The following is a 17,446-nucleotide window of genomic DNA, read 5'->3' on the forward strand; positions in this document are numbered from 1 at the left end:
CCTCACCCAAAGACGGCGGTGACAAGATCGAGGAGCCCGCGTTTGATATCCTCGTCATCGGTGAGAGGTTCGATCATGGCGGCAAGGATGGCGCGGTCGGTGGACATGCCCTGCGCGATCAGCGTCGCGGCATAGACGACCAGGCGGGTGGACACGCCTTCCTCGAGGTCCTGACCCTTGAGCCCGCGCAGCTTGCCCGCCAGCCGCACCAGCGGCTTGCAGCGGACCAGCGGCAGTCCGCTTTCCTGTGCGACCACCTCGGCCTCCAACTGAGGCGACGGAAAGTCGAATTCCAGCGAGATGAACCGCTGCCGGGTCGAGGGTTTGAGGGTTTTCAGGATGTTCTGATAGCCGGGGTTGTACGAGGCCACCAGCATGAAGCCGGGCGCGGCATCAAGCTCTTCGCCGGTGCGGTCGATCGGCAGGATGCGCCGGTCGTCGGTCAGCGGGTGCAGCACCACGGTCACGTCCTTGCGCGCCTCGACCACCTCGTCCAGGTAGCAGATCGCGCCCTCGCGCACCGCGCGGGTCAGAGGGCCATCGACCCAGACGGTCTCGCCGCCTTTCAGCAGGTAGCGCCCGATCAGGTCAGCGGCGGCCAGGTCGTCGTGGCAGGCCACGGTATAGAGCGGCCGACCCAGGCTGGCAGCCATATGGGCCACGAAGCGGGTCTTGCCGCAACCAGTCGGCCCCTTCAGCAGGACCGGCAGCTTGTTGGTATATGCGGCGGCGAACACGTCGCATTCGTCGCCCTGGGGCAGGTAGAAGGGGGCGTCTGCCGCCCCCGTTCCCAGTTTCATGGAGCCGTCCATATCCATCACTCCGCAGGAGTTTCCGCGACGCCGGGTTCGATGACCTCTTTGCGCGGAACCCAGATCGAGTAGATGAACAGCAGCGCACCGATGACCACGACCAGTCCGGAGCCAAAGCGCATCCAGTAGAAGATCGCAACCTGATCCTGCACATCCATGTAGTAGTCACCCACCACGCGCTGCATGTGCGTCTGGACGGTGCCGGCAAAGGTCAGCACGAAGGTCATGAAGACCATGCCGCCGGTCATCAGCCAGAACGAGGCCATGTTCAGCACCTGGTTGTACGGATCGCGGTTCTTCAGGATCGGCATGGCATAGGTGAAGATCGCCAGGTTGAGGCAGACATAGGCGCCGTAGAAGGCCAAGTGCCCGTGCGCCGCCGTGATCTGCGTGCCGTGGGTATAGTAGTTCACCCCGTGCAGCGTGTGCAGGAAGCCCCAGACACCGGCACCGAAGAAGGCCAGCGTGGCACAGCCCAGCGACCACAGCAGCGCGGCCTTGTTGGGGTGGTCCCGACGGCCCTTCCAGACCATGACGAACGCAAAGGCCATCATCGCAAAGAACGGGATCACCTCGAGGCTTGAGAAGATCGACCCGATCCACTGCCAGTAACCCGGCGTACCGATCCAGTAGTAGTGGTGGCCGGTGCCCAAAATGCCCGAGAACAACGCGGCGGCGACGATGACATACAGCCATTTCTCGACCACCTCGCGGTCAACTCCGGTCAGCTTGAGCATCAGGTAGGCCAGGATCGAGGCCATGATCAGCTCCCACACGCCTTCGACCCACAGGTGAACGACGTACCACCAGTACTGCTTGTCGAGGCTCAGGTTGCCCGGGTTGTAGAAGGCGAACAGGAACAGCAGCGCCAGCCCCCACAGGCCCAGCAGCAGAATGTTGGTGATAGCGGTCTTCTTGCCCTTCAAAACGGTCAACGACACGTTGTAGAGGAAGATCAGCGCCGCCACGACGATGCCGGCCTTGACCCATTTGGGTTGTTCAAGGAACTCGCGCCCCTCTTTGCCCAGCAGCCAGTTGCCTTCGAACAGGTTGAAGACATAGGTCACCACCACACCCAGCGTACCCAAGATCAGGATCGCCAACTGGATATAGGCCAGCTTGGTCGAGTGGATCTCGCGCTCGGCCTCTTCGGGGATCAGGAAATAGGCCGCGCCGAAAAAGCCGGTGATCAGCCACACGATCAGCGCGTTGGTGTGCAGCATCCGCACGATGTTGAACGGCAGAAGCTCGCTCAGAAAGTTGGGGGATACATAGATCCAGCCGGCCAGCAGACCGCCGATCACCTGGATCGCGAATAGGCCCATTGCGAATGCGAAATAGGCGTAGGCCACTTTTTGGGATTCGTATTTCATTGCTCCGTTCCCTTCTCAGCCCGCGTCATTCGGGGGCCAGTCCTGAGCGTCGATGTTGTCCGTCCAGATCAGGAAGTTGGCCAGATCACGGATCTCTTCGTCGCTGAGGTTGAACCTTGGCATCTGCCGGCGACCGGGAATGCCGGTGGGTTGCGCCTCCATCCAGCCCTTGAGGGATTCAAAGGCCGATTCCGGGTCGTCCAGAACGCCCCAGCGGGTCATCACGTTGGCGACCTCGGGGGCGAAATAGGCACCCTCACCCATGATCGAGTGACAGTTGATGCAGGCGTGTTTTTCCCAGACGTGTTTGCCCCGGATCACGCTCTCATCCAGCTTCGCCGAGTTCGGCGAATTGACGATGTACAGGTGTGAGTGGGCCGACAGGGCCAGAAAGATTAAGATGAAGAACAGTGACCCGCCATAAAATATGTTGCGGGCCATGCTCTTGGTCATGACTTCTCGCATTGCGCTCTCCTTTGCGCCGCTTTGCTGGTGGGTGGACAATGGCGAGATGGGCGGTTTGCCGCCTTAACGAAAGTCAAGACTCTGTCCTGGCAAGCGGCCAATAGGCTACATTCCCTTAAAATAAGCGTGAAATGCCCCGAAATCGCCTTGAACCGCTGTTATCAGGGTGCAAAGTCAGATGGAGTTTCCGGGTCCGTGATGTGCTGTTCCGGTGTCTTTGATTGAGCGAGTGAACGAGTAAGAGATGGCGAACTATTCCTATATCGGCTACGCGCCAGGGGTGATTTCACTTAGTTTTACCGGGTTTAACTCCGGTACCATCACTCTGAGTTCAGGCTATGATCCGAACACCGATCGCCGGGTATTTGACGTAACCGACGCGGCCGGTGGAACGCTCGTGAACGGAGATCCGGACAACGGAACTGATTTCAACGGCGACCGTTTCAACAACGAAGTCGGCGATGACCTGACACAGACAGGCGTCGTCACCAGCCTTGACGGATCAACCACCTTTGATTCCGGCGCTATCTATCTGGAAGAATCCTACGCCCTGACCAAACCGGGCGGCGGTACGATCGATGTTTTCCGGGTCGAGGTTGAAGGAAATCTTGTCGGATACATCACGTCCGAACCTTTAGTACCCGGTACCGCCTATTCCTTCATTCGTTCGAATGTGACCCCGTCGAACGCTCCGGACACCACCGATCCCACAGCCATTGTCGACGTGCCCTGTTTTACCGCCGGTACGCTGATCGAAACACCCACCGGCGCCAAGGCGATAGAGGATCTGGCCGAAGGCGACCTGGTGCTGACGCTCGATCACGGCCCGCAACCGATTCGCTGGATCGGCTCGCGCATCCTGACGTCGGTCGATTTGCAGGCCAACCCACGCCTGCGTCCGATCTGTGTATTAGCCGGAGCGCTGGGGGCCGGCCTGCCGCGGCGCGACCTGCGGGTCTCTCCGCAGCACCGGATGCTGGTTCGCTCGGCGATCGCCGTGCGCATGTTCGACGCCCAAGAGGTGCTGATCCCAGCCCACAAGCTGGTCGGCGTTCCCCGCGTTCATGTCGATGAAACCGCCAGCAGCGTGACGTATTACCACATTCTGTTCGACCGCCATGAAATCGTGACCGCCGAGGGGGCTCCGTCGGAAAGCCTGTACACCGGGCCCGAAGCACTCAAAAGCATCGGCCGCGATGCCCGAGACGAGATATTCGAGATTTTCCCCGAGCTTGACGACCCGGATCATGTCCCGATCGCCGCTCGGCCCATTCCCGAAACCGGCAAGCGTGCGCGGCACATGATCCATCGGCATGTCAAAAACGCGCGACCATTGATCGACCGGGCCTGAGCCGCTCAGGACGGTACCGCACGCGGACCCACCAAGGCCGGCCACATCGCCACCACATACAGCGCCATCGCGCTGATCCACAGGCCGTCAGCGACCAGCATGGCGGTCAGAAATTGCGCGTCCAACCCGGACCCAAGCCAGCGCAAGATCGCGGCCAAAGCCATCGCTGCGTAGGCGACGACCACCGGAGCGGGGGCGACCAGCGCCCTGCCGCTATGGCCAAGCGCAGCGCGGCTCATGACCGCCAGGGTCATCCCGCCCACACAGCCGATGCCCAACACATGCAGCGCACCGAGTTCGCTGCCGAAGCCCAACAGGCTCATTCCCCACAGAACCAAGCCAAGGCCCAGCATCCCCAGGGCCAGATGCAGCGCAAACAGGATCGGCTGCCGGAGCGCCCAAGCCCCCCGCCAACCTGACAGGCGCAAGCCCTGTATCGCTCCGAGGACCAGCGCCAAAATCGCGACCGCGTGCCCGGCCCCGAAGATCAGCATCACAGCGGGCAGCAGCAGGGCCAGCACCATGTTGCTTTTTTCCATCCAATCACGACTGACAGGCCAGTCAGCTTCGGGCACGCCTTCGCGCTTCATTGCATTGCGCGTAAAGGCCGGAGTGATCCGACCTCCCAAAATGGCGATCATGGAACACAAGGCCAGCAGTCCTGTGCGGAGGCCGACATCCAAGGTTCCGACCGTCACACCGATCCAGTCCAGATGGGTCAGCAGGTTTGAGACCCAGATGTAGGCCAGCAACAGAAGAAAGATCATGTTCTGCGGTTTTGGTCGCCGGATCAGCTGGGTGGCGATCTTGGCCGCAAGAACCGGCACGAAGGCGAGGTCGAGCACCGCGACAATCACCGGGTCGATCACACCTGAAAACCACAGTGCCACGCGCCCGGCCAACCACAGCGCCGCTGCAGCGGCAATAAACAAGCGCCGCGCCTCGGGGGCGCCGGTCCAGTTGGGAACGGCGGTCAGAAAGAACCCGCCCAGTGCGGCACTGGCATAGCCGAAAATCATCTCGTGCGCGTGCCACATCGGCGGGCTCATGGCATAGGGCGCCTCGGTCCACAGCTCGAGCCCGGCCAGCGTTGCCAACCACCCTCCCCAGGCCAGACCGGCAAACACGCCGTAAAGACCTGCAAACAGAAAAAAGACCCGGAACCCCTCACCCATAACGCGCGTGATTGCCGATGGCATGCCTGCTCTCCTTGGCCAAGCTGTTCGTTTGCCAAGCACTAGCAACCGCTGGGCCCGCGCCCCTTAACCAAAATCAAGCGTCGGCGAAAACATGACCCCAAAAAGCACTTATTTTCATGGCTTTTTTCCACCCCATTTCCCTCTGAACGCCCCCTCCGTTGACTTTCGTCAAGGAGAAGACGCCCGTCCCGGCGCAGTGTCCGGCCTGCCTCACCAGCAAACGGAGAGTGATCATGTCACTTGGAATCAGCCATTACACCACCGGCCGCGCCTTCAGGGCCGGTCTGGCCATGTTGTTGGGCAGCGTCGCTGCTCCGACATTCGCCGAAGAGCCAACCCTGAGCGACGAGGCCTTCGAGGCTTCGAAACAGCTCTATTTCGAACAATGTGCCGGCTGCCACGGCGTGCTGCGCAAAGGCGCCACCGGCAAGAACCTCGAGCCGCACTGGAAGAAAACCGCAGCCGACGGCACCGTGACCGAAGGCGGCACCCTGCAACTGGGCCAGGAGCGCCTTGAAAAGATCATCGCGTGGGGCACCGAAGGCGGCATGAACAACTTCTCGGACATCATGACCGAGGAGCAGATTCGCGACATGGCGACCTACATCATGATGGACGCGCCCAAGCCGCCGGAAATGTCGCTTGAACAGATGAAGGCGACCCGCAAGGTCTATGTCGAAGAGGCAGATTATCCGACCGAGCCGTTGCACGGTCGCAACTGGGAGAACTTCTTCGTCGTCATCGAACGTGACGTGGGCAAGGTTGCCGTAATCGACGGCGACACCAAAGAGGTGCTGACCCACATCCCCACCGGATATGCCGTGCACGTTCTGAAAGCGTCCGAACACCACAGCCTGACCGAACCGGAACATCCCGGCCGTTTCTGGTACACCATGGGTCGCGACGGCAAGATGACCAAAATCGACCTCTGGCAGACGCCGGACAAGATGTTGGTCTCGGAGGTCAAGATCGCCTATGACGCCCGCGACGTCGCAGTTTCCGGCGACGGCAAATACGTCATCGGTGGTGGTTACTGGCCGCCGCACTTCGCGATCGTTGACGCCAAAACCATGGAACCGCTCAAGGTCGTTTCGACCCGCGGCGTGAACGTGGACGGCGACTATGTCGAAGAAAGCCGCGTGGCCGCGATCTACACGACACCGAACGAACCGACCTGGATCGTCGCCGTGAAAGAACTGGGCCAGTTGTGGCAGGTCGATTACACAGACCTCGACAACCTGCGCATCGACAAGATCGACAGCGCCAAGTTCCTGCATGACGGGTTCTTTGACCCGACAGGCCGCTATTTCCAGATCGCCGCGAACGCGTCGAACAAAATGGTGGTCGTCGATACCGAAACCCACAAGCTGGAGGCGATGATCGACACCGCCGCCCTGCCGCACCCCGGACCGGGCGCAAACTGGGTCGATCCGAACTGTGGACCGGTTGCCGGCACGACCCACCTGGGTGTCGGTACCGTGACCGTTTGGGGCAACGACCCCGAAGGCCACCCGGATCAGGCTTGGAAGGTCTGCTACGAAGTAGAGACGGACGGCCCCGGCCTGTTTGTCCGCACCCACCCGAATTCGGACTACATCTGGGCTGACCAGACCAAACACCCCGAGCCGGAAATCCAGCAGTCGGTGCAAGTCATCTCGAAAGAGACCGGCGAGATCGTGAAAACGATCCAGATCACCGAGGACGAAGGCAGTGCCGCCGTTCACTTTGAATTCAATGCCGACGGCACCGAGGTCTGGGTCTCCAAGTGGAACCTGTCGGACTCCAAGGAGCCCAACGGTCAAATCGTGATCTTCGACGCCAAGACGCTGGAAGAGATCGGCCGCATCGACGGGCTCTATGCGCCGACCGGCAAGTTCAACGTCTACAACCGCTCGAACCACGTCACCTGACGGGTTGGCAGCAAGCACAGGAAAGGGCGGGCCCCTCGCCCGCCCTTTCCACGTTTGTCCGCGGCGCCCTGCCCGGCATCCCAACCGCCATTCCAACCGGCCTGACACCAAGGCCAGACATGACAGCCAAAACGGAGCCTGGACATGACCCAGTCCGAACCGGAAAAGAAAAAACCGATCTGGCGCCGGTATTTCCTGTGGGGAATGCCCGTGGCAGGCATCGCCGCGGCCTTTGTCGCCGGCATCATCTTCTGGGGCGGGTTCAACACCGCCATGGAAGCCACCAACACCGAGAAATTCTGTGTCTCGTGCCATGAGATGCGCGACTATATCTACACCGAGTACAAGGGCACGATCCATGACGTGAACCGCTCGGGCGTGGGCGCGGTCTGTTCGGACTGCCACGTGCCCAAGGACTGGACACACAAGATCATCCGCAAGATCAAAGCCTCGAGAGAGCTGTACGGCAAGATGGTCGGCTCGATCAGCACGCCCGAGAAATTCGAGGCCAAGCGCATCCATCTGGCCATGAACGAATGGCAGCGGATGAAAAAGACCGACTCGCGCGAGTGCCGCAACTGCCACGATTTCGAGTCGATGATGCCCGAGTTCCAGAAGCCACGCGCGCGGCAGCAGCACCTGAACGCGATGGAGGTGGGCCAGACCTGCATCGACTGCCACAAGGGTATCGCACACTCGAACATCCGTGACCGCGCGCCCGAGGATTTTCTGGAAGAGCTCGAAGCCCCGAACCCGGCCTTCGCCCGTCCGATCCCGCCGGAATACCTGGCCAGCCTGGAGCGGATCGAAGCCAAGGAGGCCGCCGAGGCCGAAGCCGAGAAAGCCGCCCGCAAAGCCCAGCAGGAGGCGGTGCAGGCGCAGATCGCTGCAGCGGTCGACACCGCCTTGGCCGAGGAACGCGCCAAGGCCGATGGCACAGCAACCGACGCCGCGGCCTCGGGCGGCAGCGACGTTGGTGGCAACATCGACTGGAACGCCGTGGCCAGCACCGATCTGAAACTGTTCTATCCGGGACAGGCTTCGTTCGAATGGGTGCAGAACGGCAAGACCCACGGTGGCGCACGCCCTCTGACCAAGGGTGGCGACCAGTGCTCGACCTGCCACGCCAAGGAGCTGGACGCGATCGGCAACAAGATCGTCGCTGGCGGTGATCTCGAACCGACCCCCATCCCCGGCAAGCGCGGGGTGATCGACGCTACGGTTCAGGCCGCGCATGACGACGAAAACCTGTATATCCGGCTGCAATGGGCGGATGCGGGCCACAATCCCGCGCCCTTCGTCGACGGCGGCAAGATGGACCCGGACAACCCGATCAAGGTCGCCATGATGATCACCGGCACCGGGATCGAGCTGGGCGAACAGGTGGGGTGCTGGGCCTCGTGCCACGCCGACAACACCTATATGCCCTTTGCGCCCGATGCCGAAACCATCGCCGCCAACCCGGACGTGGCCGCACGCCTGACGGCCAAGGACACCGTCACCAAGTACATCAGCGAAAGCCGCACCGAGGTCGAAGTCAAAGGCCGGCGCGGCAAGCCGCTAGGCGGCTGGGACAAGCTGCAGGCCGAAGAGCAGATCGCGCAATACCTGCAGGACGGCACATTCCTTGACCTGATGCGCGTCTATGCCGACGGCAGCGCCACCAATGGCTATCTGCTGGAACAGCGCGTGGTCAACGATGGCGAGATCTCGGCCTCGGCCAGCCTGTCGGGCGGCATGTGGACGGTGGTGTTCTCGCGGCCGCTGAACTCGGGCGCACCGGGCGACGTGCCGCTGGAGCCGGGCAAGACCTACACGGTGGGCTTTGCCATCCACGATGACCACTCGGCCGCACGGTTCCACCACGTCACGCTGAACACCAGCCTCGCGCTGGATGACGACAGCGCCGACATCAACGTGGTCAAACAGTAACGAAAAGGGGCCGGCGATACGGCCCCTTTTCCACGGCCGAGGAGACACGCGACCATGACGACCAAGCCCCTTCTGACCACAGTCCTGACCCTAGCGATGGTTCTGCCAGCCCTAGCCGATGAAGCCGACCAGATCTGCGCCGAGGCCGAGGAGCGCTATGTCGAACTCTTCGGCGAACCCTCCGACGCCGTGCAGGATGCCGAGGTGGTGCTGATGTACAAGTACCACTTCTGCCCGGCCCAGATCACGGTCAAGCCCGGCACCACGGTGCGCTGGGTCAACGTGGACAAGCGCACCAGCCACTCGGTGCTGTTGAAGGATGGCAGCCAGCCCGAATCCGACCGCATCTTCCCCGAGGAATCGGTCGAGATGACGTTCCTTGAACCCGGCCCGCAGGACTATCTGTGCGGCCCGCATTGGGAAACGCAGAACATGGTCGGCATGGTCACTATCGAACCCTGATCGAAGGCAGACATACAGGCAAACCAAAGGAGCGCGGGCGCAAATCCCGCGCTCCTTAACTTATGTCAAGGAGGCCCCTTTGCGAATGCGCCAGTCTGCGGCCATGACACGCCCGGCCACCCCAGCAACGTCCCGATCCGCCGCTCTGTCCGCGCTCGGAACCGACCGGAACGCCCGGGTCCCGATGACATTCAGACCAAGCGAGATTGCACCATGAGCGGTAAGGTTTTTCTGATAGGCGCCGGACCCGGAGACCCCGAATTGATGACCCTGCGCGCCCTGCGGATGCTGCGCGAGGCGGATGTGGTGGTCTACGACCGTCTGGTCTCGGAGGAAATCCTGGCCATGCACGCCCCCGGTGCGCGGCTGATCCCCGTGGGCAAAGCCCCCAAATGCCATACCGTGCCGCAGGACCGGATCAACCAGATCCTGCTGGAACAGGCCCGCGCGGGCCACAGGGTTGCCCGCCTCAAGGGGGGCGATCCGATGATCTTTGGCCGCGGCTCGGAAGAGGCGGCGTTTCTGATGGACCATGGCATTGCCGTGGAATACGCACCCGGCATCACCGCGGCGCAGGGCGCAAGCTGTTCGACCGGTGTGCCGCTGACCCATCGCGGGCTGGCCACCTCGGTTCAATATGTCACCGGCCATCGTCAGGCCGACAAGGTGTTGGACCTCGACTGGAAGCGCCTGGCGGACCCTGACACCACCCTGGTCATCTACATGGGCGTCGCCAATATCGGCCAGATCGCCATGGGCCTGATGACCGAGAATCTGCCGGGATCGACCCCCGTCCTGGCCGTCGGCAAGGCGACCACCCCGGACGAGCGCCGCCTTGTCTCGCGTCTGGACCGTGTCGCCGCCGACGTGCGCGCGGCCGGTCTGGCCGCCCCTACCCTGTTCATCATCGGCAAGGTCGTGTCGCTCTATGCCGAACGGCCCGTTGCCGAGTTGCTGGAGCACGCTCATGGCTAGGACTTTTCCCATTGAACCGGCCCGTCGGGACTGGCCCGGGCGCGCGGTGCTGACCGCCGCCGTGCTGGTGGCCACTTCGGCCTTTGCGGCCGATGCGCTGGACCCTAACGCGCTGAAACGTCTGGTGCATCAGGATTGCGGGTCCTGCCACGGCCTGACCCTGAAAGGCGGGCTGGGCCCCGATCTGCGCGCGGGAAACCTGCAGCACTATGACCCCGAAATCCTGACCGGCGTAATCCTGGACGGCATCCCCGACACGGCCATGCCGCCCTGGCGGCCCCTCATCAGCGCGGAAGAAGCCGAATGGATCGCCCGTTATCTGCTGAAACCGGAGGCGCAATGAAACAGTTTGTCCTTGGCCTCGCGGCCTCGCTGCTGATGACCGCAGCCCATGCCGAACCCACCGCCACCGGAGACCTGGGGCTGGTGATAGAACGGGCCGCCGGTTCGGTCCTGCTGGTCGATCAGTCCGACCGCGCCGCGCTGGCCCGGATCGAGGGGCTGGGCGATCTGTCCCATGCCTCGCTGGTCTATTCGCCGGATGAACGTTTTGCCTATGTCTTCGGGCGCGACGGCGGGCTGACCAAAGTCGATATCGTGACCCGTCAGATCGCCAAGCGCGTCGTGCAGGCCGGGAACGCCATCGGCGGGGCGATCTCTGACGACGGCACGCTGGTGGCAGTGTCGAACTATGAACCCGGCGGGGTGCACGTCTTTGACGCCGACACGCTGGATCTGGTGGCCGACATCCCCACCGGCAGCAAGACCATCGGCTTGGTCGATGCGCCCGGCCGCCGTTTCGTGTTCACCATGTGGGATACGGGCGAAACCTGGATCGCCGATTTCGCGCGCGGCACCGACCCGCAGATCATCAAGATCACCGACATGGGCAAAAACCCCTATGACGCGCTGATCACCGCCAATGGCCGCACCTACATCACCGGCCTGTTCGGGCAGGACGGGCTGACCGCGCTGGACCTGTGGGCAGATACCCCCGAACCGATCCGGGTACTACCCGGATATGGGCGCGGCCAACAAGAGATGCCCGTCTACAAGATGCCCCATCTGGAAGGCTGGGCGCATACGGGCGCCGAATTCGTCTTGCCGGCCGTCGGCCATCACCAGGTGCTCTGGGTCGATGCCGACACACTAACGGAAACCGGGCGCACCCAGACGTATGGCCAGCCCGTCTTTGCCATGGCGCGGCCCGACGGCCGGCAGGTCTGGGTGAACTTCGCCCACCCGCTGAACGACACGATCCAGGTGATCGACACGGTCAGCAAACAGGTCATCCACGAGTTCAAACCCGGCCCGGCGGTGCTGCACATGGAGTTCACCCCGCGTGGGCACGAGGTCTGGATCAGCGTGCGCGATGCCAACACGGTCATGGTCTATGACACCCACAGCTTTGAAAAGCTGCGGGAAATCCCGGCTGACAGCCCCTCGGGCATCTTCTTCACCGCGCGTGCGCACAGAACGGGGCTGTAAGCGATGTGCCATATCACCGACCCGATCGACCGCAGGCTGCTGGATGACTGGCAGCGTGATTTTCCCGTTGCCGACCGGCCGTTCCAAGTGCTGGCTGCGGCGCTGGGGCTGGATGAGGCCGAGGTGATCGACCGCCTGGCCCGCATGCGCGCTGCCGGGCGCATCACCCGCGTCGGCGCAACGGTCGCACCCGGCGTGGCCTCGGCCAGCACCCTGGCCGCCGTCGCCGCGCCCGAGGACAAGGTGGAACAGATCGCCGCCCTGATCGACGCCGAGCCGGGCGTGAACCACAATTACCAGCGCGAGGATGACTGGAACCTGTGGTTCGTGGCTACCGGCCCCGACCGGGCGCATGTGGACGCCACGCTGGCCCGGATCAGCGACCGCACCGGGCTGCGCGTGCTGGACCTGCGTCTGGTCCGCCCGTTCAACGTCGATCTGGGTTTTCGCATGTCGGATTGTTCGCGCCGCGTGCCACGGCCTCGTGCGGTCGACCGGCGCGTTCTGAAGCAAGGCGACCGCGACATCCTGCAGGCGCTCAGCGCGGGGCTGCCGCTGATGGCAGATCCCTACGCGGCGCTGGCCCTGTCCCTGAACCGCACCCCCGAGGACGTGATGGACCGTATCCTGGTGTTGCACAGGGCCGGAGTCATCTCGCGCCTGGGGGTCATCGTGCGGCATCGGGCGCTGGGGTGGTCGGCCAACGCCATGGTCGTGTGGGACCTGCCCGCCGACCGGATCGACCACGCGGGCCCCGCACTGGCCGCGCATCCCGGCGTGACCCTGTGCTATGAACGCCAGCCGGTCGAGGGCGTGTGGCCCTACCGGCTCTATTCCATGATCCACGCCCGGTCACGCTCCGAGGCGCGGGGTATCCTGGCCGGCGCCGCCGCCCTGCCCGAACTGTCGGGCGCCGCGCACAAGGTTCTGTTCTCGACCCGCTGCTTCAAGCAGACCGGCGCACTGATCAAACCGAAAGAGGCCGCCGCATGACCCCGCTGGACGACACCGACCGCCGCCTGCTGAACCGATTGCAGGAGGACCTGCCGCTGACCCCCCGCCCCTATGCCGACGTGGCGGCCGAACTGGGGATCACCGAGCACGACCTGCTGGACCGGCTGGCGCGGATGAAGGCCGAGCGGGTCATCACCCGGTTCGGCCCGTTCTTCGACGCCGCCGCCATGGGCGGGGATTTCTGCCTGTGCGCCATGGCGGTGCCCGAGGCCGAGTTCGAAACCGTCCTGACCAAAGTCAATGCGCATCCCGAGGTGGCGCATAATTATGAACGCACGCACCGGCTGAACATGTGGTTCGTTCTGGCGACCGAAACGCCCGAGGCGATCACCGCCACGGCCGACGCGATCGAACGCGAGACGGGACTCACGGTTCACCGGTTCCCGAAACTGCAGGAATTTTTCATCGGCTTCCGGGTGGCAGCATGATCGACGCAACCGACAGACGGATCATCGAGGCGCTGCAGGGCGGGCTGCCCCTGGTGCCCGCGCCCTATGCGCAGGTCGCCGACGACCTGGGTATGCCCGAGGCCACCCTGCTGGACCGGCTGGCCACACTGAAAGCGCGCGGGGTGATCCGGCGGATCGCCGCCGCCCCCAATCACTACAAGCTGGGCATGACGTCGAACGGCATGACGGTATGGGACGTGCAGGACGACCTGATCGGCGAACTCGGCGCGCATATCGGAGCGCTGCCGTTTGTCACCCATTGCTACGAACGGCCCCGCGCCCTGCCCCACTGGCCCTACAACCTGTTCGCCATGGTTCATGGCAGCTCGCCGGTTGAGGTCGAACAGAAACGCGGCCAGATCGCCGCGATCCTCGGATCGGCCTGCCGGGGCAGCGACATCCTCTATTCCACGCGCATCCTGAAGAAAACCGGGCTGCGCCTGAAAGCGAAAGGCTGAGACCGATGTTCCGCCTGACCGAATACATGCAGCAGCTGGTCAACCCGACGCCGGTGCGCAAACGCCGCCCCGGACCGGTGAAACCGGTGGTGATCTGGAACCTGACCCGGCGCTGCAACCTGAAATGCCGCCATTGCTACACCGTGTCTGCGGATGTGGCCTTCCCGGGCGAGCTCAGCCACGAACAAGCCATGGTCACCCTTGAGGATTTGGGCCAGTTTCGCGTCCCGGCCCTGATCCTCTCGGGCGGGGAGCCATTGGACCGGTTTGATTTCTTCGACATCGCCCGGCGCGCGCGCCAGCTGGTGCCGATGCTGGCCCTGTCGACCAACGGCACGCGGATCCACGACGAAACCGCCGACATGATCGCCGACGTGGGCTTCAACTATGTCGGCATCTCGCTCGACGGGATCGGGGCCACGAATGACTGGTTCCGCGGGGTCGAGGGCGCCTTTGACGACGCCCTGCGCGGCGTGCGCGAATGCAAGAAACGCGGTATCAAGGTGGGCCTGCGGTTCTGCCTGACCGAAGGCACTCAGCACCATCTGCCCGACCTTCTGAAACTGTGCGACGACGAGGGGGTGGACAAGTTCTATCTCTCGCATCTGGTCTATGCCGGGCGCGGCGACAAGAACCGGGGCGAGGACGCGGAACATCAGCGCACCCGGCAGGGGCTCGACCTGTTGCTGGACCGCGCATGGGAGGCCGCTTCGGGCGGACGCCCACTGGACATCGTGACCGGCAACAACGACGCGGATGCCGGGTATTTCCTGAACTGGGCCGCCGCCCGGTTCGACGCCGACGCCGTAGCGCATGTGCGCGAACACCTGGCCCATTGGGGCGGCAATTCCAGCGGGCTGGGCGTGGCCAATATCGACAATCTGGGCCGCGTCCATCCCGACACCTACTGGTCGGACTACACGGTGGGCAACGTCAAGCTCACTCCGTTTTCCGAGTTGTGGACCGGAGATGACCCGATGCTGGCCCTGCTCCGCACGCGGCCGCGCCCGTTGAAGGGGCGCTGTGGCGCCTGCCGGTTGCAGGATGTCTGCGGCGGCAATACCCGCATCCGGGCCCTGCAACTGACCGGCGACCCGTGGGCCGAAGACCCGGCCTGCTACTTGACCAATGATGAAATCGGCGTGGACGGTGCCGGCGAGCGCCTGCAGGTCACGCCTTTCCGGGGGAAAAGCCATGATCCGGCGCATCAGTTCTTTTAAGGCACTCAAATTCGGTACTTTGTGCTCGGTGTTGTTGGCTGGAACGGCTTGGGCGGATGCTCAATCAGATTACGCCGAGCATTGCGCCAGCTGCCATGGCGAGGCGCGGCTGGGCGGCGTCGGTCCGGCACTGATCCCCGAAACGCTCAAACGCATGCGCGGCCCGCGCGTGGCCGCCGTCATCGCCGAGGGGCGCCCGGCCACCCAGATGCCCGCCTTCGCACACGAACTGGACGCGCTGCAGATCGAGGAACTGGCGGGCTGGCTGAAATCTCCGCTGGAGGTGGACCCCGAATGGGATGCCGAACAGATCATGGCCAGCCGTACTCTGGATGCCGATTACGCACCGGTCGATGCGCCGGTTTGGGACAGCGACCCGATGAACATCACGCTGGTGGTGGAAACCGGCGATCACCATGTCAGCGTTCTGGACGGCGACACGTTCGAGGTTCTGGACCGGTTCGAGACCCCCTTTGCCGTGCATGGCGGCCCCAAGTTCAGCCCCGACGGGCGCTATGTATTCATCATGTCGCGCGATGGCTGGGTGCAGAAATACGACATCTGGGCGTTGAAACAGGTGGGCCGCATCCGCGCCGGCCTGAACAGCCGCAACATCGCCATGTCGGGCGACGGCAAGTGGCTGGCCGTTGCGAACTATCTGCCCAACAGCCTGACCCTGCTGTCGACCGAGGATCTGTCGGTGGCCAGGGTGGTCGAGGTCAAGGGCAAGAAGGGCAAGCCCAGCCGGGTCTCGGCCGTGTACCAGGCCCCGCCGCGCGAAAGCTTCGTGCTGGCGCTCAAGGACGTGCCCGAGATCTGGGAAGTGTTCTATGGCGACAACCCGCCGCAATTCGGGCTGGGCCATGATTTCCGGATCGAGGGGCAGTTCAAGAACCCCGACCCCTTCCCCGTCCGCAAGATCACCACGCCCGACTATCTGGACGATTTCTTTTTCGACCAGAGCTATGAATACGTCATGGGCGCGTCGCGCGATGGCAAGGGCGGTCAGGTGATCGACCTCGTGATCGGGCAGAAAGTGGCGGATCTGGACCTGCCCGGCATGCCGCATCTGGGCTCGGGCATCACCTGGCAGCGGGGTGGCACCACGGTGATGGCCACGCCGCATCTGACCGAAGGCACCATCTCGGTCATCGACATGGGCACATGGGAAACGATCAAGCGGATCGAGACCGAAGGCCCGGGCTTTTTCATGCGAAGCCACGAGAACTCGCCCTATGTCTGGGCCGACGTGTTCTTCGGCCCCAACAAGGACGCGATGCATGTGATCGACAAGCAGAGCCTCGAGATCGTCAAAACCCTGCGGCCTGCGCCGGGCAAGACCGTGGCGCATGTGGAATTCACGCGCGAAGGCGCCCATGCGCTGGTGTCGATCTGGGAGGATGACGGCGCGGTGATCGTCTATGACGCGCAGACGCTCGAGGAAATCAAACGCCTGCCGATGCGCAAACCTTCGGGGAAATACAATGTCTGGAACAAGATCACCTTCTCGGAAGGCACCAGCCACTGACGGGCGCTGGCCGGTCTGGAAACTGGCCCTTCTGATGTATCCGGCGACGGCTCTGACCGTCGCCATCAACCTGTTTCTGGCCGGGTTGATCGTCCATGCGCTGGGGTTCGGCGCCGTGACACCGGTGGCCGCGCTGATCTGGTGTGTGCCCCTTGGGGTTCCGGCCAGCTGGCTGGCGGGGCGCTGGGTGCGGCGGCTGATGGATGAGGCCGAGGGCTGATCCCGGGCGAACGGCCGCCAAACCGAAGTGCCATTTTTTTGACCACCTGATCGAAGTCAAGTCGCGCCGCCTGCCAATCCCTTACGACTCGGGCAAAATCAGATTCGAGTCGGAGTCTCCATGCCCGCCGCCCGCCAACACCACAGCCTCCCTGTCCGCGCGACACGCGTGGCCGCCGGGCTGGCGGGCATCTTTCTTTTGATGTTGCAGGTGCTTGGGCCAGCGCTGGCGAGTCCCGGTGAAAGTGTCTGGGTGGAGATCTGCTCGGAAGGCGGCGCGGTCTGGGTTAAGGTTGACCTTGAGGAGGGCACCGAAGACCCGACCGCGTATTGCCCGAAATGCGCCGATTGCGCGCTGTGCGCTGTCACCAGCGCGGCACCCGTGCCCGCGCTGACGCAAGTGCCGCAAATCGGAATCTTCCGTGTTGTACAGGTTCAAAACAGCAAATCTTCCGTGTTGTACAACTCGGATAAGCTGTGGCCCGAGACCCGAGGACCCCCGTGCACGACCCAAAACATAACTGAACGCGCCCTGCGCGCGTCCATGGCGTCCACCCAAGTTATCGGAGGTGCGCCGTGGTCGTAAGTCGC

Annotated in this window: 18 protein-coding genes; 14 read left to right on the plus strand and 4 right to left on the minus strand. The window is 63.4% G+C overall.

Features of this window, described 5'->3' with window-relative positions; translation table 11 throughout:
- Positions 1–2: 2 nt before the first annotated feature.
- The 3 genes from ACR0EF_RS14040 to ACR0EF_RS14050 are packed head-to-tail and all read right to left on the minus strand — an operon-like array spanning position 3 to position 2,650.
- Positions 3–812 carry a CbbQ/NirQ/NorQ/GpvN family protein gene (locus ACR0EF_RS14040; protein ID WP_254433978.1) on the minus strand — a complete coding sequence of 270 codons (810 nt, stop codon included), beginning with the start codon at positions 810–812 and terminating at the stop codon, positions 3–5.
- Positions 813–817: 5 nt separating this feature from the next.
- Positions 818–2,185 carry a cbb3-type cytochrome c oxidase subunit I gene (locus ACR0EF_RS14045; protein WP_170371929.1) on the minus strand — a complete coding sequence of 456 codons (1,368 nt, stop codon included), beginning with the start codon at positions 2,183–2,185 and terminating at the stop codon, positions 818–820.
- 15 nt (positions 2,186–2,200) lie between these two features.
- Entirely contained in the window at positions 2,201–2,650 is a 450-nt protein-coding gene (locus ACR0EF_RS14050; RefSeq protein WP_005977183.1) for a c-type cytochrome, read from the minus strand.
- A gap of 244 nt (positions 2,651–2,894) precedes the next feature.
- Here ACR0EF_RS14050 and ACR0EF_RS14055 point away from each other — a divergent pair, with 244 nt between their 5' ends.
- Positions 2,895–4,001, plus strand: coding sequence for a Hint domain-containing protein (locus ACR0EF_RS14055; RefSeq protein ID WP_170371927.1), 1,107 nt, complete (start codon positions 2,895–2,897; stop codon positions 3,999–4,001).
- 5 nt (positions 4,002–4,006) lie between these two features.
- On the opposite strand, the gene ACR0EF_RS14060 is transcribed toward ACR0EF_RS14055, so the two are convergent.
- Positions 4,007–5,200 (minus strand): NnrS family protein, encoded by a 1,194-nt coding sequence (locus ACR0EF_RS14060; RefSeq protein WP_170372715.1) that lies wholly within the window; start codon positions 5,198–5,200, stop codon positions 4,007–4,009.
- Positions 5,201–5,433: 233 nt separating this feature from the next.
- Between ACR0EF_RS14060 and ACR0EF_RS14065 the strand changes: the two genes are divergently transcribed.
- The 13 genes from ACR0EF_RS14065 (at position 5,434) to ACR0EF_RS14125 (ending at position 17,441) form a co-directional block, all read left to right on the plus strand.
- Entirely contained in the window at positions 5,434–7,110 is a 1,677-nt protein-coding gene (locus ACR0EF_RS14065; protein ID WP_170371923.1) for a cytochrome D1 domain-containing protein, read from the plus strand.
- 144 nt (positions 7,111–7,254) lie between these two features.
- Entirely contained in the window at positions 7,255–9,042 is a 1,788-nt protein-coding gene (locus tag ACR0EF_RS14070) for a NapC/NirT family cytochrome c (protein ID WP_170359696.1), read from the plus strand.
- Between the two features lie 54 nt (positions 9,043–9,096).
- Positions 9,097–9,504 carry a cupredoxin domain-containing protein gene (locus tag ACR0EF_RS14075; protein WP_170371921.1) on the plus strand — a complete coding sequence of 136 codons (408 nt, stop codon included), beginning with the start codon at positions 9,097–9,099 and terminating at the stop codon, positions 9,502–9,504.
- 213 nt (positions 9,505–9,717) lie between these two features.
- Complete coding sequence (gene cobA, locus ACR0EF_RS14080) at positions 9,718–10,479, plus strand: uroporphyrinogen-III C-methyltransferase (protein ID WP_170372713.1); 762 nt, start codon at positions 9,718–9,720, stop codon at positions 10,477–10,479.
- Positions 10,472–10,822: a c-type cytochrome gene (locus ACR0EF_RS14085; RefSeq protein WP_174820311.1), complete on the plus strand. Its 351-nt coding sequence runs from the start codon at positions 10,472–10,474 to the stop codon at positions 10,820–10,822. The genes cobA and ACR0EF_RS14085 overlap by 8 nt, the downstream gene beginning before the upstream one ends.
- The gene (locus ACR0EF_RS14090) at positions 10,819–11,967 is read left to right on the plus strand and encodes a cytochrome D1 domain-containing protein (protein WP_170372711.1); all 1,149 of its coding nucleotides are present in this window, start codon (positions 10,819–10,821) and stop codon (positions 11,965–11,967) included. The genes ACR0EF_RS14085 and ACR0EF_RS14090 overlap by 4 nt, the downstream gene beginning before the upstream one ends.
- A 3-nt stretch (positions 11,968–11,970) precedes the next feature.
- On the plus strand, positions 11,971–12,960 hold the full coding sequence (ahbB, locus tag ACR0EF_RS14095) for a siroheme decarboxylase subunit beta (RefSeq protein WP_170372709.1): 990 nt from the start codon (positions 11,971–11,973) through the stop codon (positions 12,958–12,960).
- Positions 12,957–13,409, plus strand: a complete 453-nt coding sequence (locus tag ACR0EF_RS14100; RefSeq protein ID WP_170372707.1) for an Lrp/AsnC family transcriptional regulator — start codon at positions 12,957–12,959, stop codon at positions 13,407–13,409. The genes ahbB (ACR0EF_RS14095) and ACR0EF_RS14100 overlap by 4 nt, the downstream gene beginning before the upstream one ends.
- Complete coding sequence (gene ahbB, locus ACR0EF_RS14105) at positions 13,406–13,888, plus strand: siroheme decarboxylase subunit beta (RefSeq protein ID WP_170372705.1); 483 nt, start codon at positions 13,406–13,408, stop codon at positions 13,886–13,888. Before ACR0EF_RS14100 ends, ahbB (ACR0EF_RS14105) begins: the two co-directional genes overlap by 4 nt.
- 5 nt (positions 13,889–13,893) lie before the next feature.
- Complete coding sequence (gene nirJ / locus ACR0EF_RS14110) at positions 13,894–15,108, plus strand: heme d1 biosynthesis radical SAM protein NirJ (protein ID WP_073279680.1); 1,215 nt, start codon at positions 13,894–13,896, stop codon at positions 15,106–15,108.
- Positions 15,083–16,636, plus strand: coding sequence for a nitrite reductase (locus ACR0EF_RS14115; protein ID WP_170371914.1), 1,554 nt, complete (start codon positions 15,083–15,085; stop codon positions 16,634–16,636). Before nirJ ends, ACR0EF_RS14115 begins: the two co-directional genes overlap by 26 nt.
- A 34-nt stretch (positions 16,637–16,670) precedes the next feature.
- Positions 16,671–16,856 (plus strand): hypothetical protein, encoded by a 186-nt coding sequence (locus ACR0EF_RS14120; protein WP_367647728.1) that lies wholly within the window; start codon positions 16,671–16,673, stop codon positions 16,854–16,856.
- Between the two features lie 120 nt (positions 16,857–16,976).
- Complete coding sequence (locus ACR0EF_RS14125; RefSeq protein ID WP_170372701.1) at positions 16,977–17,441, plus strand: DUF2946 family protein; 465 nt, start codon at positions 16,977–16,979, stop codon at positions 17,439–17,441.
- Positions 17,442–17,446 lie beyond the last annotated feature (5 nt).

The organism is Ruegeria sp. CG8 (assembly GCF_056537165.1).

Excerpts from the sequence above, each read along its gene's own strand:
- ACR0EF_RS14065 (WP_170371923.1), top strand. The coding sequence starts at position 5,434 with ATGTCACTTGGAATCAGCCATTACACCACCGGCCGCGCCTTCAGGGCC.
- ACR0EF_RS14075 (WP_170371921.1), top strand. The coding sequence starts at position 9,097 with ATGACGACCAAGCCCCTTCTGACCACAGTCCTGACCCTAGCGATGGTT.
- nirJ (WP_073279680.1), top strand. The coding sequence starts at position 13,894 with ATGTTCCGCCTGACCGAATACATGCAGCAGCTGGTCAACCCGACGCCG.
- ACR0EF_RS14070 (WP_170359696.1), top strand. The coding sequence starts at position 7,255 with ATGACCCAGTCCGAACCGGAAAAGAAAAAACCGATCTGGCGCCGGTAT.
- cobA (WP_170372713.1), top strand. The coding sequence starts at position 9,718 with ATGAGCGGTAAGGTTTTTCTGATAGGCGCCGGACCCGGAGACCCCGAA.
- ACR0EF_RS14050 (WP_005977183.1), bottom strand. The coding sequence starts at position 2,650 with ATGCGAGAAGTCATGACCAAGAGCATGGCCCGCAACATATTTTATGGC.
- ACR0EF_RS14120 (WP_367647728.1), top strand. The coding sequence starts at position 16,671 with ATGTATCCGGCGACGGCTCTGACCGTCGCCATCAACCTGTTTCTGGCC.
- ACR0EF_RS14045 (WP_170371929.1), bottom strand. The coding sequence starts at position 2,185 with ATGAAATACGAATCCCAAAAAGTGGCCTACGCCTATTTCGCATTCGCA.
- ACR0EF_RS14085 (WP_174820311.1), top strand. The coding sequence starts at position 10,472 with ATGGCTAGGACTTTTCCCATTGAACCGGCCCGTCGGGACTGGCCCGGG.
- ACR0EF_RS14100 (WP_170372707.1), top strand. The coding sequence starts at position 12,957 with ATGACCCCGCTGGACGACACCGACCGCCGCCTGCTGAACCGATTGCAG.
- ahbB (WP_170372709.1), top strand. The coding sequence starts at position 11,971 with ATGTGCCATATCACCGACCCGATCGACCGCAGGCTGCTGGATGACTGG.
- ACR0EF_RS14125 (WP_170372701.1), top strand. The coding sequence starts at position 16,977 with ATGCCCGCCGCCCGCCAACACCACAGCCTCCCTGTCCGCGCGACACGC.
- ACR0EF_RS14055 (WP_170371927.1), top strand. The coding sequence starts at position 2,895 with ATGGCGAACTATTCCTATATCGGCTACGCGCCAGGGGTGATTTCACTT.
- ahbB (WP_170372705.1), top strand. The coding sequence starts at position 13,406 with ATGATCGACGCAACCGACAGACGGATCATCGAGGCGCTGCAGGGCGGG.
- ACR0EF_RS14040 (WP_254433978.1), bottom strand. The coding sequence starts at position 812 with ATGGACGGCTCCATGAAACTGGGAACGGGGGCGGCAGACGCCCCCTTC.
- ACR0EF_RS14090 (WP_170372711.1), top strand. The coding sequence starts at position 10,819 with ATGAAACAGTTTGTCCTTGGCCTCGCGGCCTCGCTGCTGATGACCGCA.
- ACR0EF_RS14115 (WP_170371914.1), top strand. The coding sequence starts at position 15,083 with ATGATCCGGCGCATCAGTTCTTTTAAGGCACTCAAATTCGGTACTTTG.
- ACR0EF_RS14060 (WP_170372715.1), bottom strand. The coding sequence starts at position 5,200 with ATGCCATCGGCAATCACGCGCGTTATGGGTGAGGGGTTCCGGGTCTTT.